The sequence below is a fragment of the Zooshikella sp. RANM57 genome (assembly GCF_050749885.1).
GTDB lineage: Bacteria > Pseudomonadota > Gammaproteobacteria > Pseudomonadales > Zooshikellaceae > Zooshikella.
The window spans coordinates 140,655-155,944 of the sequence record NZ_JBOIUB010000009.1 but is presented as its reverse complement, the minus strand read 5'-3'; the positions used below and the strand labels follow the sequence as shown (position 1 = coordinate 155,944).

At 38.8% G+C, this 15,290-nt stretch carries 12 protein-coding genes; 2 read left to right on the top strand and 10 right to left on the bottom strand.

The window, feature by feature from the left end; genetic code table 11:
* Nucleotides 1-61 precede the first annotated feature (61 nt).
* From ACQ96U_RS18580 to ACQ96U_RS18535, 10 genes are all read right to left on the bottom strand, one after another.
* A complete protein-coding gene (locus tag ACQ96U_RS18580; protein WP_431722763.1) occupies nt 62-1,186 on the bottom strand; it encodes an RNA ligase RtcB family protein in 1,125 nt (374 codons plus the stop codon).
* Between the two features lie 290 nt (nt 1,187-1,476).
* Nucleotides 1,477-1,893, bottom strand: a complete 417-nt coding sequence (locus tag ACQ96U_RS18575; protein ID WP_431722762.1) for a hypothetical protein — start codon at nt 1,891-1,893, stop codon at nt 1,477-1,479.
* Nucleotides 1,894-1,910: 17 nt separating this feature from the next.
* A complete protein-coding gene (locus ACQ96U_RS18570) occupies nt 1,911-2,837 on the bottom strand; it encodes a substrate-binding domain-containing protein (protein ID WP_431722761.1) in 927 nt (308 codons plus the stop codon).
* Between the two features lie 138 nt (nt 2,838-2,975).
* The gene (locus tag ACQ96U_RS18565; protein WP_431722760.1) at nt 2,976-3,707 is read right to left on the bottom strand and encodes a glutamine amidotransferase-related protein; all 732 of its coding nucleotides are present in this window, start codon (nt 3,705-3,707) and stop codon (nt 2,976-2,978) included.
* A 19-nt stretch (nt 3,708-3,726) separates the two neighbouring features.
* Entirely contained in the window at nt 3,727-4,923 is a 1,197-nt protein-coding gene (locus ACQ96U_RS18560) for an iron-containing alcohol dehydrogenase (RefSeq protein ID WP_431722759.1), read from the bottom strand.
* A 4-nt stretch (nt 4,924-4,927) separates the two neighbouring features.
* Nucleotides 4,928-6,322, bottom strand: coding sequence for an aldehyde dehydrogenase family protein (locus ACQ96U_RS18555; RefSeq protein ID WP_431722758.1), 1,395 nt, complete (start codon nt 6,320-6,322; stop codon nt 4,928-4,930).
* A gap of 40 nt (nt 6,323-6,362) precedes the next feature.
* The gene (locus tag ACQ96U_RS18550) at nt 6,363-7,715 is read right to left on the bottom strand and encodes a glutamine synthetase family protein (RefSeq protein WP_431722757.1); all 1,353 of its coding nucleotides are present in this window, start codon (nt 7,713-7,715) and stop codon (nt 6,363-6,365) included.
* A gap of 296 nt (nt 7,716-8,011) precedes the next feature.
* A complete protein-coding gene (gene eat / locus ACQ96U_RS18545; RefSeq protein WP_431722756.1) occupies nt 8,012-9,448 on the bottom strand; it encodes an ethanolamine permease in 1,437 nt (478 codons plus the stop codon).
* Between the two features lie 340 nt (nt 9,449-9,788).
* Nucleotides 9,789-10,718 (bottom strand): endo alpha-1,4 polygalactosaminidase, encoded by a 930-nt coding sequence (locus ACQ96U_RS18540; protein ID WP_431722755.1) that lies wholly within the window; start codon nt 10,716-10,718, stop codon nt 9,789-9,791.
* Between the two features lie 417 nt (nt 10,719-11,135).
* Nucleotides 11,136-12,926 carry a GspE/PulE family protein gene (locus tag ACQ96U_RS18535; RefSeq protein WP_431722754.1) on the bottom strand — a complete coding sequence of 597 codons (1,791 nt, stop codon included), beginning with the start codon at nt 12,924-12,926 and terminating at the stop codon, nt 11,136-11,138.
* A gap of 578 nt (nt 12,927-13,504) precedes the next feature.
* Between ACQ96U_RS18535 and ACQ96U_RS18530 the strand changes: the two genes are divergently transcribed.
* Nucleotides 13,505-14,563: a Mut7-C RNAse domain-containing protein gene (locus tag ACQ96U_RS18530; RefSeq protein WP_431722753.1), complete on the top strand. Its 1,059-nt coding sequence runs from the start codon at nt 13,505-13,507 to the stop codon at nt 14,561-14,563.
* A 165-nt stretch (nt 14,564-14,728) separates the two neighbouring features.
* Nucleotides 14,729-14,935, top strand: a complete 207-nt coding sequence (locus ACQ96U_RS18525; RefSeq protein WP_431722752.1) for a hypothetical protein — start codon at nt 14,729-14,731, stop codon at nt 14,933-14,935.
* Nucleotides 14,936-15,290 lie beyond the last annotated feature (355 nt).

Here is a 15,290-nt window from a genome sequence, read left to right as displayed (position 1 = left end):
ATCTCCTTCCTGATCACCACGAGTAGAACTCTAAAAACATAAAAGTGTCACTTTAAAGTACTTAGTCATAAGGCTTTTTATACGTAATAACAGGTTTTAATTTCGCTATCTTAGTTAATAAGCCAAAATGCTCCATCGTTTCTATAACATGGTTAATGTCTTTATACGCTTCAGGGGCTTCTTCAAATAAAAGTTCACGGTCATCACAAATTACGCGACCACCTATTTTGGTTTGTTGCAGTGCACTTACCGTGTAACGTTTTTTTAGTCGTCCATAACACTCACTACGCTGCCATTTTCTCCCCGCACCATGCGCCAATGAGTTTAAACTTCTCCAGTCCTCCCGAGGTTGTACTAAATAGCTATAGTCCCCTCTTGAACCTGGAATCACCACAGGACCTTGGTCGGCAGGAACAGCGCCTTTACGATGCAACCAACCTGATTCGCCATTAAGACACACAGCACTCACTAAATTATGTGCCACATCCAATAAGCAATGCATTTGACACCTCATTGCCTTTTGAATGCGCAGCGCAATTAACGCACGATTTAGTTTTGCCCAGGTCAGAGCCTGATTATGTTGTTTAATATATGCTTGCTGTGCCTGCTGACTCGATAATGGCTTATGGCCAAACTCACGAACATGATTCGCCAAAATTTTTTGGCCTAAACCACGGGAACCGGAGTGAACTAAACAATAAAGTCGATCTTTAGCAATCGCCAAAGATTCTACGTGCTCATAAATTTCAACCACTTGCTGAAGCTCAGCAAAGTGATTTCCGCCACCAACAGTCCCTAGAGATCTATTCTCTGGTAAATCAGGTATTCCTGACTGTTGCAGAAACGAGTAATACTCATCATCTACTAATGAGGGTAATTGACTCAGCTGCTTTTCTAACTTGGTCAGCTTCAATCGATGTCCCAACACATCAGTACAAAAAAATGCAACGCCACAACCAATATCATTACCCACTAATGCTGGATACAATGACTGTTCTACGCTCCAGCAAACAGCACCAACTGGGTAACCTCGTCCAGGGTGTAAATCAGGCATACCTACAACCTGACGCATACCCTCTAGTTTCGCTGTTGTTTGTAATTGTTGAACAGCTCGTCCTTCTATCCAACACTCTGCACTTGCTACTAATGCGGTTTTATCATCAAGAATGCGCAATGAATTGCCCATAAACAACCTTGTAAACCAATAAAAATATCCAAATACCCACTGCAAAATGCACTGAGTAACACGTAAAAAAACTATTGGTTGCAGGCTAGCTCATTAGGCTAAAAAAGGAAGGTATAACCTATTAGGAAGGATTTTTGCTTAATGTTAACCTGCAAATGATGGGTTCTCGTTAGTTACAATCATATATTCTCCTTTCATATCAATGTCTTCAAATCAATTCTAAAGTGGACGCAAAGTATACAGTTAATGTAATAAACAGACAAGGCTAGCCCCATTCCTCAACAAATAATTTATTCTCCAACTCTGGTTAATACTACGCCATCAACCACCATTTGCCAGACCCCATCCACCTGTTTTGGTGGCGTAGACACTTCAAATCGGGTCGTAATAAATAACACACCGACCTCAAAATCATCCCCTATAAATTCAGTAATAGGACCATCGATTGATGTCGTTACTCCTTTTTTCCAACGCTTATAAGCCACAGTACCATCTCGCGAAATAAAAAGCCGCATTTCTTCACTTTGCCACTGACCAACATAGTCTAATTTATTTTCAGGAACGGGTTTACTACATCCAGTTAACAAAAAAATTAAACATGTTAGTATAATAAACCTGGGTATAAGGTCCTTTTTGGGGTTAGTAGAGCATAAATATTTAATCCATTCATTCTGTTTCATATGTCCTTCGCTATTGGTGTTTTCCATTTTGATCTCAAACATCTTTATTGACTATTAATGCTCTGCTCTTTTTGTATAAGATCACTGGCTGTGATAACTTTAGTTGGTAAAAAAATTTTCTTCTTTACTTTTTTGCCCTTTAGTAAACTGACTGCTGTTTTAACACCAAGATACCCCATTTGGAAAGGCTGTTGAACGACCAAGCCTTTCAACATATTTTTTTTGAGTCCTTCATCTAAAAACTCATTTGAATCAAAACCAATAATAACTGGAACCTTAGTAGTTTCTATTTTATAAATAGCTCTTAGTAAACCCTCCGTGGTTGCTTCATTTGGCGTAAAAAAACCATCAATATTATGCCGAGCGTTTAATAATTTGATGACTTCATGATACACAGATCCTGTACTTGGCCCCAAATAATCTTCAAAAACAATATTTACTTTTACATTATTTTTTAGTGTATGAATAAATCCAGTCTCGCGTGCTTCAGTCGATGCATTACCTTTACGAAATCGGATTACTGCAACATTGGAATTTTCACCCAAAAACTTTGCCATAAAATCTGCAGCCTTAGTACCTGCTCGATAGTTATCTGTTGCTATAAATGAATCATAATTAACGTCATTTATTGCTGAATCAATTACAACTAGCTTAATATTCTGGTTAATAACATCCTGTAAAACCAGCTGTAATTCAGTCTGGTGACTTGGCGCAATAACGATAGCATTAATTAATTCAGTTTTGAGCATTCGTTTTATATAGCCTGCCTGGCTTTGATTCTCCTGCCGAGGCCCTGACCAAATAACATTTGCATCAAGTTCTTCTCCTGCCGTTTTTGCTCCCTCACGAACCTCTTCCCAAAATTTCATTGCTGTTGATTTGGGGATGACACCAATATTGTACGGCGCAGCCTGCAGTAAACCCGTGAGACAGATTAAAGTCAGCAAGAAATAATTTTGTACTGTCCGCATACAGAAAACATTTACTTATGAATTACCCATTATTAAGCATAGACCACTCTTTAGGCATGTTTTATGAAAAGGTCATAGAAAAATGAGTGTTTATATTTTAAGGAAGGATTAACGCTGTGTAGTCGACTATAACAGGCCCTAGTACAGTTTACTGTATATTGTACGTTTGAATTCACTAAAAAAACTCATAATCCATTGAGCACAAACCCGACTATCCTCTTTGTCACTAAAACTCGCTAATGCTTTTTTCATTACCTGTTCAGGAACCACGTCTATGCGACATGTGAGCAAGTCTCTTCCATAGTCTATAGAAAATTCGGGGTGACCCTGAATACCCAGCATATTTTCTTTATAGAGTGCCATATAGTTGGGGCAAAAAGCACTTCCTCCTACATGGGTAGCATCAGAAGGTAAATGAATAACCTGATCCTGATGACTCGCCACTAAACTAAGGGTAGACTGTGCAGGTTCCATCCAATTTGCCTTCAATAGAATATCATTTTGATAAATCCCAACACCCCACCCATTAGTAGCTTTTGCCACCTGCCCGCCCAGTGCTTGAGCCATGACTTGATGACCAAAGCAAATACCCACAATAGGAATATTTGTTTCAGCAATTTGCAAAAAAAATGCTTCTAATAGCCGTATCCATGGAAGATCATCATAAGCACTGAAGCGGCTACCTGTCGTAATATATCCATCACATGCAGTAACATGATCAGGAAACTCATTATTATGAACTTGATAAGTAGAAAACTCACAGGGAAACCCAACGTCTGAGAGTAGGTGTTGAATCATGGTCGGATAGTTACCATGCTTACCCACTAATTCAGGTCTCACATCATCACACTGTAAAATGCCCAGTTTCATTTCTACTTATCCTTTATTTTTACAAAATTCCTTTAATTGCATTACTGCACAATAACCGGTAATCCTCTACCGATAATAACTGCGGGTTTGTCGCAGCAGATGGATCAAGACTTGCCGCTTGACTGACAAAGGGTAAACACTGTTTATCAACCCCCACCTCCCCAAGCGTATGAGGAATCTCCAGCGACTCTCTTAAACGAAGCACCCAATCAATAAGTACTGAAGAAACAGACTGGTTCAGTTGCTTTGAAGTTAACTGAAGATATGTTGTTAAACGATGGAATATTTTTTCACAACAGCTTGCATTGGTATGCAAAACATAAGGCATCAATATAGCATTCAGTAATCCATGATGAATATTATAATAAGCCCCTAAAGGATGTGCGAGCGCATGCATAGCTCCCAAGCCAGCTTGAAAAGCCGTTGCCCCCATCATTGAAGCAGACAACATATGCATTCTTGCCTCAAGATTATCCGGCTGTTGATAGCTTAAAATTAAGTTTTCATGAATTAAACGGATACCTTCTAATGCAATGCCTTTAGCCATTGGGTGATAACCTGGAGCACATAATGCCTCTAAATTATGAGCCAATGCATCCATTCCCGTCGCAGCTGTTATTTTTGATGGTAAATAAACTAATAATTCTGGATCAAGTATTACACGCTTAGGCAATATCATTGGATGAAAAATAATGACTTTTTTCTTAGCTTCAGTATTGGTAATAACTGTCGCTCGTCCTACTTCTGATCCTGTACCTGCGGTTGTAGGAATAGCAACTATCGGATGTATTTTTGAATTATCGGCTAAAGTCCAATTATCCCCTACGTCCTCCAGCTGCCATAACGAAAGATTTTGTTGATCTGCCATTAAGGCAATGGCTTTTGCAATATCTAATGCACTACCACCGCCAATGGCGATCACACCATCATGTCTACCTGCTTTAAACTGCTTAACACCATCGGCCACATGTTCTTCATTTGGGTTTCCTAAAAACTGATCAAAGATACTCACGTCAGAAAAAGTATGTTTTATTGAGTTAAGCTGCTCAATAAGCGACTGAATTTCTGCCATTGTTCGCAATTGAGCATCTACAACCCATAATGGATTTTCTATACCTAATTGATCAAGACAAGACATAAGATGCTGCCGAGAGCCTGGCCCTGCAATAATCGTAGTAGGATAATTCCAGGTGTTGATAAGTCTTTCAGTTGCCATGCCCTTAAGCCTCTGCGAGTTGTAGATTATAAGACTTAGGCTGTGTTAATTGATCATAACCAAGAAGCGATAGTGAACAGCCACGCCCAGATTCCTTAACACCTGTCCAGACTAACGCAGGGTCAAGGTAGTCACAGCGATTCATAAATACAGTACCGGTTTCCAACCGCTCACCCAATGACTTGGCAATATCAACGTCCTGAGTGTAAAGTGCAGCCGTTAAGCCATAGTCTGAATCATTCATCAGAGCAACAGCCTCATCATCATTATCAACAAACATGATACCTGCCACTGGACCAAACGATTCTTCATTCATTATTGACATTGAGTGGTTTACATTAACCAATAGTTGTGGAGCTAAATAAGGTGTATCTGGTTGTGATAAAGCATACTTGAACTCATCAATAAGCATGGTTGCACCACAAGCTACCGCTTCTTTTATTTGTGAGCGGACAACAGTTGCTGCCTGTTTACTGACCATAGGTCCAAGAGTAGTTGCTAACTCATCAGGACGACCCAGGTTTAATGTTTTCACCCATTGGCAAGCTGCCTCAACAAAATCATGGTAGACTGCTTTATGCACATAAATGCGCTCAATACCGCAACATGATTGTCCTGCATTAAAAAACACACCATCCATAACTGAAGCAACTGCTGTGGATAAATCAGCATCTTCTCGGATATAAGCAGGATCTTTTCCACCCAGCTCAAGCCCAACACCTTTAAAATATTGAGCAGAACTCGTTGCTATTGAACGCCCCCCTGCGACTGAACCAGTAAAAGCCACAAAATTTACGGCTGGATGTTCAATAACCTGTTCACAGTCTGCATGCGTTAAATGCAAATACTGAAAAACATAATCAGGAAAACCTGCTTCCAGAAAAACCTCTACCAACCGTTCAGCACACAAAGGCGTTTGACTTGAATGCTTAATGATCACCGCATTACCCGCAGCCAGTGCAGGAATTAGTGTATTAATTGCTGTCAAATAAGGATAATTCCACGGTGCAATTAAAAACACGACCCCTAATGGTTCTTTCTGAATATAACGAATCCGAGTGTGGTTTCCTGGAATTTGAATAGGGGCTAACGCGGACTCTGCAATGCTTAACATATACTCGGCACGTTCAACAACGCCATTAATTTCACCACCAGCATGAGCAATGGGCCGTCCCATTTGCCAGCAAATTTCATACGCTAATTGATCCTGTTTAACTTTTAATAACTCAACCGCTTGTGCACACAATTGCACACGCTGAGTCAACGGTACATTTCTCCAATAAGTTTGAGCTTCTTGTGCTTTTTCCAATGCTGTTTGTATCTGCTCACCTGCAGCATACTCTCTTTCAACATAAATAGAGTTATCCACAGGGCTTATGGTTTGAAACTGTGTAGGCATGATGTGCATTCCTAGCTGTGGTATAAATTAAAAATTCTGACTAGATAATTTCAAAATACCGATCCAGCTCCCAATTCGATATATGCTTCCTAAATTGTCTGACTTCCCACTCTCTGGTGCTTACAAAGTGCGATACAAACTCCTCACCTAAAAACGTTTTTGCTACTGCGGATGCCTTGAGCCGCTGACAGGCATCCCATAAATTATTCGGTAATGCGAGTGAATCATCTTTGAGCGCATAGGCATTTCCTGTAACAGCCGAAGATGGCTCTACCTGTTGTTGGATACCCCACAACCCAGCAGCCAGCACAGCCGCTAACACTAGATAAGGATTGCCATCGGCACCTGGCAAACGATGCTCCACACGCTGACTATATTCGTTACCTGGTATTACCCGTAATGCGGTTGTTCGATTTTCTACTCCCCATGTTGCATGAGTTGGCGCCCAATAATCTGGTATAAGTCGACGGTAACTGTTTATTGTTGGCGCCATCATTGCCGTAAATTCAGGCATAAGTTGTTGCAAGCCTGCCACAAAATACTGTTGTATTTTGCTCATATGATGTGTCTCACCTGCCTCAAAAAACAGTGGTTTTCCTGTTTTTTTAGAACGCAGGGATACATGTAAATGTCCACTTTGGCCAGGAAATTCAGGAGACCACTTAGCCATAAAAGTAGCCATCAATCCCCGTCGCTGGGCAAATACTTTAGTAAACGTTTTAAATAAAGCCGCTTGGTCAGCTGCTTTTAAAGCTTCGTTATAAGCCAAAGCAGCCTCAATGACACCCGGTCCTGTTTCAGTGTGGATACCTTCAATAGGGAACTGCATCGCCTCTGCTAATGACAACAACTCATGATATAGCTCTGCATGAACAGAATTTCTAATAATGGAATAACCAAAGTAGTCTGGCGTAAAGGGCCTTAATTCTGCAAATTTTTTATCACGTATGGTGTCTGCATTTTCTGCAAACATAAAAAACTCATATTCAAAAGCAGCATAAACATCAATATCCATTTGTTCTGCTTGCTGTAAAACTCGCTGTAATACTTGTCTCGGACAAACCTCTGCCGACTTACCGACAAATTGAGCTAAAAATAATGGTAAATTATTTTCAAAAGGAATTGTACGTACTGTTTCTGGGAGTATTTGTAATGCTGCATCAGGATATCCCGTATGCCACCCCGTGTGCTGAACATTATCATAAAGTTGATCTTTGCTATCCCAGCCTAATACAACATCACAAAAGTTGAAGCCATTCTCTAATGCACTGATAAACTTCTTTTTACTTAAATATTTTCCCAACATGATACCATCAATATCAAATACACCAACTTTGATATGAGATGCTGGATGATTATTTATCATTTGCTTGGCATTTTTCAAACTATCCATTTTACATCCTTGTTGTTGTACAAAAATTTTCCTTGCCCTGAGGCTCTAAAAGCAACAAAGTGCCACGCAAACAGGCCTCAGTATATATAGTATTCATGAAGACTAAGCCATACTTTCGCCTTCACAGAAAAAGTGCATTTTAGACCGTCTCTTAAGGGCACCTTTAAAAATAGTGATTTTTTTGTAAGAGCAAGAAAGCACTGCACGGAGGACCACAGTGTATATGGAATACATGAGGATCCGAGTACAGCGCTGACACTGCTATTACGAAAAGAGTGCATTTTTAAATGCTGTCCTCATGAATATATTTGTTTTTCAGCCTTACTAACCACCGCAAACTCCTCTTCCGGAGCTGATGCAACTAAATGAAAACGACTATATAAAGCAAAATACAAAATCATTATTCCAAAAAATATCGCAGCCCAACATGCAGCAACAATATTTGCAAGAAAGGTACTCATAAACGCGATAATTGCCAGTATTAAAGCAACCCAAGAAGTCGCAGTCCCTCCCGGCGTCACAAACTTTGATTTTTTACTTGGTTGTCTTTTTCGTAGCAATAAATGGGAAATACACATCATAATATAAGATAATGTGGCACCAAACACTGCCATAGTAATTAACAAATCACCTTCCCCCGTCAGTGATAATAAGAAACCGAATACACCTGGAATTATTAATGCTAAGATAGGTACTTTTCTACGAGATGTTAATGATAAACTTTTGGGTAAATAACCTGCTCGAGAGAGTGCAAATATTTGTCTAGAATAACCATAGGTAATTGAAAAAAAACTGGCGATCAAGCCTGCTAAACCAGCAATATTAACAAATAATGCCGCACGTGATGACTCACCATGAACGCTTTGAATAGCACCAACTAGCGGTGCTGTATGATTTTGCATGTTCGCGGAACCAGCAACGCCAGACACTAAAAATAATACTAAAAAAGCAATAATAATTAAAATGGTCATTGCATAAATAATACTTTTAGGTATGTCTTTATGGGGGGTATGTGCTTCCTCTGCCGCTAACGGAACCCCTTCAACGGCTAAAAAAAACCAAATAGCAAAGGGTATTGCTTCCCAAATGCCCATAAAACCATGGGGTAAAAAGTAATTTGCACCTAATGCAGCTTCACTGACTGGAATATCAAAAAGATTCTGGACATTAAAATGAGGTAGCAGGCTTACAACTAATACACCGATAGCAACAACAGCAGTGCCTGTAATCACGAACATTAATTTGAAGGCTTCACCAACGCCTAATAAGTGTATACCTACAAATACTGCATAAAACAGTAAATATATCAACGGACCATCAACCCCAATCAAAGAGTTCATATACCCACCAATAAATACTGCAATTGCGGCAGGAGCAATGGCATACTCTAAAATAATCGCTGTCCCCGTAATATACCCCCCCCAGGGCCCTAGCGCACAACGCGCAAAACCATAACCACCACCCGCTGTTGGTAATGTAGATGACATTTCTGCGAGACAAAATACCAATAATAAATACATAACCGCCATTAATATCGTAGCGATCAATAAGCCACCAAAACCACCCTGGGCTAAACCAAAGTTCCATCCAGAAAAGTCACCAGAGATAACATAGGATACACCTAAAAAGGTGAGTAGAAACCAGCCAACCGCTCCTTGCTTCAACTGTCGTTTGTTTAAATAATCTTCATCTGCAGTAGTAATGGATGATACACCAGAGTCTGTGCTCGCCATGCCTGTTTTCCCTATCTTTTTTATCTACTCTTCAGAATGAGTAAGTTATTCTTTTATTGCCTTCCTGGCTGCTATCGCTATCAAGTCGAATAGGCTCTTTGTTATGTAGATACAACATTTTGTATTTGTAACGGGTTTAGGAAAGCATTGTCAACAAATTGCTATAAATGATCAATGACTTTTTCATATTTCAGCTATCTCTCTTCTAGGAAGAGAAATAGTGTTTTAAGAAAGGAGATTGGGGGTATCAAAAGTGGAATTATAAAGCTTTCTCACAACTATTGAAGCACCCTTCACGAATTATTTTTATACGTTTCGTGAAGGGTATATGTAATTTATATTACTTACAAATTACAACTTGTTTACCATCAAGGCTAGTGCTTTTTTTCCAAAGAGAAGCAATGTTCTGGCTCTTAAAGTAAGGACACGCTGTTTTTTCGTACTGCGATTGACTTAAACCATCAGAACCACCATATTCCTGGCTAAACACGGCTTTATTCTTTTTCAAGAAAGTGGATTCATATTGCACACATTCGTTATCATAGGCAAAGCATTGTTCATTTACTGCAAAGTCAAAGTCATCAACAAGTTCTTCCACTTGCTGTATATCATTTTTCAATGCAACAGCCAACTGATATTTATGTGCGGTACTTGCTAGCCATTTATTATATTTCAATTGATCTTCATATTTTATATAGCCCTTGGTTTCACTGGTATTTTCGAAACCATCGACATTATCGGGTTCAACCGCATCACAACCCGCGTCTTTTGCAAGTTTGATCCTGTCTTCTATTATACTTTTTATTGTCACTAATGCTTTAGCATCACCAATATTCAACCAGGTTTCATCAGGCCAATCATCCATGTCTCCATTGGGAATCAATGTTTCTTTGGTAAAACGCTTAGCATCACTTCGCCATTTTTCATAAGTGCCCGCACTGAAATAACAAACAACTTTTTTTCCTTTTTTCTTAAACTGACGAATCTTACTATTTTGACCACCTTCACTGGCATCAAATAAGTCAATGTCAACAACATCTGCGTCTATGTTTGTAGACATTGTGTCACTATTTTCAATCTGCCACCACCAAGTCAAACCGGGCTTTGGCTGCCACCATTTTTTCGTAGGCGTGCCTACAATATCATCGTAAGAATCAGTAATAATTACCGCATCTGAATCATCATATGCTTTACCTGATTGCGCATTACACACTGTGGATATCATACATATAATTAACCCACCGTATAATGTTTGCTTGTAATTCTTCATACCCAACCCTCAGTCTAAACTTCAGAGATTTTTGTTGTGTCTGTGACAACCTAACTACACTATTTTTTTACACTTATATAATAAATTAATTATGTTTTTTAACTGGCTTTTAATTTAAAACCATAACAATCAAACAACAGAGAGTGATCAATAAAACTACTGACACTGTTTATACCCTCTGTTTATTTATTGTGTTAATTCTATCCAAATATTCGTAAGATATATATGATAACTAATTCATATAATACTATTTAAAAGAAAAAAATGGGAAAAAAATCAATGATAAACACCAAAAATGATGTTTAATGTGTTGTGCTCAACACTCAGTTGTACGTTGAGTATACTATATATAAGAGATTTCTATAACAGTTTTTTTATTTTTATACCATAGGACGCTTATAATTAACGCAGAAAAAGCTATACGCGTTTAAATATAGGCGCTTGATAGATAACCTCATCTAAAGACGTATAACCTTGTTGTGCTTTAAAGAGTGCATCATGGAACATACTACGCATACCATGTTGGTGTGCATAATAGTAAACATCCAAACCTGTATTGCCATTTAGGATCATTTCTCGAATACGATCGTCGACCTCTAACACTTCAAAGCAGCCTACTCTTCCTATGTAGCCTCGATGATTACAATGCTCACATCCCCTCGCTCGATAAAAATTATTTGATCCCAGGTCTTCCCTCGCTAACCCCAGCTTTTGCAATCGCTCCTCTGATAGCTCATCAATAACCTTACACTGCGGACAAAGTAAACGAAGCAACCGCTGTGCCACTATAATTCGCAGTACATCGGAAAGTACTGAAGCATCAACGCCTAATGACAGTAATCTGGGTATGGCAAATGCTGAACACGTTGCATGCAATGTAGAAAAGATTAGATGTCCTGTTGAAGCTGCAGTTACAGCAACATGGGCAGATTCCCTATCCAAAATTTCTCCTAAGACAATGACATCAGGATCTTGCCTAAGAACATCTGCAAACGCTTCAACAAAGTTATATTTTTTATTCACATCCACATGAATTTGGCTTACGCCACTAATTTGATACTCTATCGGCGATTCCATGGTAATAATCGAACAGAAATCCCTGTTTAAAAAGTTTAATGCACCATATATGGTCGTTGTTTTGCCACTACCCGTTGGCCCCACATTTAATATTAATCCCTGACTGGATTTCAATGCTTTTATAAATGTCTGATACTCTTTCGGGGGAATACCTAAATCGTTTAACTCAAGCACCCTACGATTTTTATCTAAAATACGCATGGCAATTCGTTCACCATGAATCGTCGGCACTGTAGACAGCCGTATATCAACACCCGCATCAACAATATTCTGGTAAGTAAAACTGCCATCCTGAGCATAAGTGCTCATGGTTGAACGAAGGTTACCCATTACTTTTATGCGGTTAAATAATCTGTTTTGAATTATTTTGGGTAAGTACCATTGGGTTGCTAAAATGCCATCCTTGCGCAAACGTACTTTGATTGCATCCTCAAACGCCTCAAAATGAATGTCAGTAGCACCGATATAAATTGCATAATCGATAATTTGTTGAATGAGCATAGAGACACCGACTTCACCTTCTGCCGGCATCTCAGCCTTAGTGGTAAAAAGGGTTATCTCCCGCTTTAAGGCTTTACCTAAGGGTTCAGTCCAAATACTAATATCAGGCTTGATATCCTTGCGCCCTTCTACCTCGTCAATTGCATCCTGAATAACATCGTTAAAATTTTTGCCCTCCATGTACGAATAGTGCCTGACGACTGCACGAAGTATTGTTTTAAAATAACAAACAAAGCGTTTAACGGGATATCCGGCTTTCTTTTCAATCTGGTCAACTAACTCTTTATCTGTAGGGTTGGACATCGCGACAAAAAGCGTATTATCTTCTAGTCGAAAAGGAAAAATAACATATTGAAGCACTAACTCATTAGGCAAAAGTGATAATACCTCTTCTGGAATGTTTACTTTATTTATTTCATAAAGAGGATCAATAACAGGAAAACCCGTTACTTCTGACAATATTTTATTTAACTGATCAACAGATAATAAATTTAAGTCATAAAGCACTTCATAGATCAAGTTATCAGAGTAACTTGTGATTATTTTAGCTTGAACAAGCTTTTGGGGCGGAATCAGATTTTTTTCCAGAATATAGTCTACTACTGCACGCTCAAGCTCATCATTAGTCATGCTATATCCTTACTGCTACATCAATATTACTTACTTATGCCTTAAACAAGTCAGCATTATGAATGATAGAATTAATTAACAAAAAAGATGGCAATAATTCGCTTTTAAAAAATATCAAACATAACCAAATGCAATATAGGGTACCTCTAAAAATAGTGATTTTTTTCTAAGAGCAAGGAAGCACTGCACGGAGGACCGCAGTGTATAAGACATACATGAGGATCCGAGTACAGCGCTGACACAGCTATTACTAAAAAAGTGCATTTTTAGAGGTGCCCTATAGCTATTGTTAAACAACTACTCCATATCAACAACGAACCATCTCCAATCGTCAAACTATCATAATTCCACCACTACTTGCCTTTCCCCACATTATTGGTATTATTGGCAGCGGTGTTGCCATACGCCGTCTCCCCACAAGAAAAGAGCCATCGCTCTATGGTTAACCGCTCGTCATTTTATGGGAGCATTACATGATTAGTAACGTTATCTAGTATGTGACTATCTGCAGTGTGGGGCATATCAGGAGTCACGAATATTCTCGATAACTTATTATACTAGTGATGTAGGACATCCCCATGACCAAACCATTATTTGTAACGCCTGATACGCTAAAAAAACAGGCTAAAACACTTGTCAGTTACTGGCCTGAATCAATCAAAGTATCAAATGCCTATCAGATACTCTGTAAACTCTATGGGTTTAACTCTCTACATCACTATCAAAAACAAACGAAAAGTACAGTCATTAACATCCAGTCACCGGAAAATGCTGACTATATTGCACAGCAATTCTCCAATTTGGCTTATCAACTTAGTCAGTTAGGTGAAATTAGTTTTGCAGATGCTAAAGTTGTTTTGTATAAAATCTGGCCCAAATATATCAGTAATAAAACATACAACACATCGCCAAAGGAGCATCAATGTACTTTCATAATTAATGGTGAATTAACTGTTTTTGTACACGCCCCAAAAATAAACTACGCGTTTGACCGATCCCCTGCGGTAAAAGATGCCATAGAAGCAATAGGTATTCCCCATACAGAAATTGGTGCTTTATATGTTAATACGCAAATACAGCCGTTTAGTTATCAGCTCAAGAATAATGACAACATAGCACTTTACCCGGTACGAGATATCATCCAACAGCAACAGGACACAAACCTACCTATAAAACCAGCTAGTCGACCTCACTTTATTTTAGATGTCCACCTAGGCCGATTATGTAATTATTTACGTATGCTGGGCTTTGATACACTTTATTGGAATCATGACTTAGGCGATGAAAAGCTTGCAGCCATAGCAGAACAAGAAGAACGGATTATGCTTTCTCGTGATTTAGGTTTATTAAAACGTAGTAATATTAATTTTGGCCGATGGCTACGTAACCGAAAACCATTACTCCAACTTAAAGAAGTTGCAACCCTTTATAATCTAAAACAAGACCTTAAACCCTTTAGCCTATGCATTCGTTGTAACAGTAAAATAACCACAGTCTCAAAAGAGAAAGTCAAAAGCCGTGTACCAGAAGATGTATACACCAGCTTCACTACTTTTAACCAGTGCATTCATTGCCAACAAATTTATTGGCATGGAAGCCATGTCGATAAAATGAAAAATATTATTCATATGATTTAAATTTTCATGTTAACAATTTACATTGAAGGATGTAGGTATATCTACATATAAGATTCCTTTTAGCAGGCTATTGAAATCAACCTATACTTATATCCACGGAGAAGGGATCAACCTCTCAGTGCTGTATTGTTTTGTGCAATAAAGCTATGTTAAGAGGATAAAATTATGACTGGATACAGTAAGGAAAAAGCTGATCGCCTGATTAAACAACATGAAGATGCGGCAGCCAAGCTAGAGAAAGAAGCAAAAGAGGCCGCTGAAAGTGAAACCTTTCAGAAGTCTCACTCAAATGAGTTAAAACAGCAAGCAAAAAGGGAAAGAGACAAAGCTGAAAACCTACGACACTTAAAAAAACACTGGGGTGATGATTAGCCGTTATGAAACAAATTAATTGTCATCACTGTGGTGGTACAGGCATGATTAGCCGTTCTGAGCAGTGCCCATACTGTAGAAATACCAACGCCAAACTTAAGGGAAGTTACTACTGCCCGCACTGCCACGCAAACATAGCAATCGATGAACCTCATAGACCCCATTGCCCAAATAATACACATCATCCATTAAACCGATTATATTCTAATTGGTATTAAGTATCTGAAGGGCTACACTTGTAGCCCTTACCCCACTTTACCTCATAAGCAGCGCCCCCACTTGTTACAAAACTTTACAAAAAACAAGTAAACGATTTTGTCTTTTTTCAGGATATAACTATTAAAGACGTCAAATT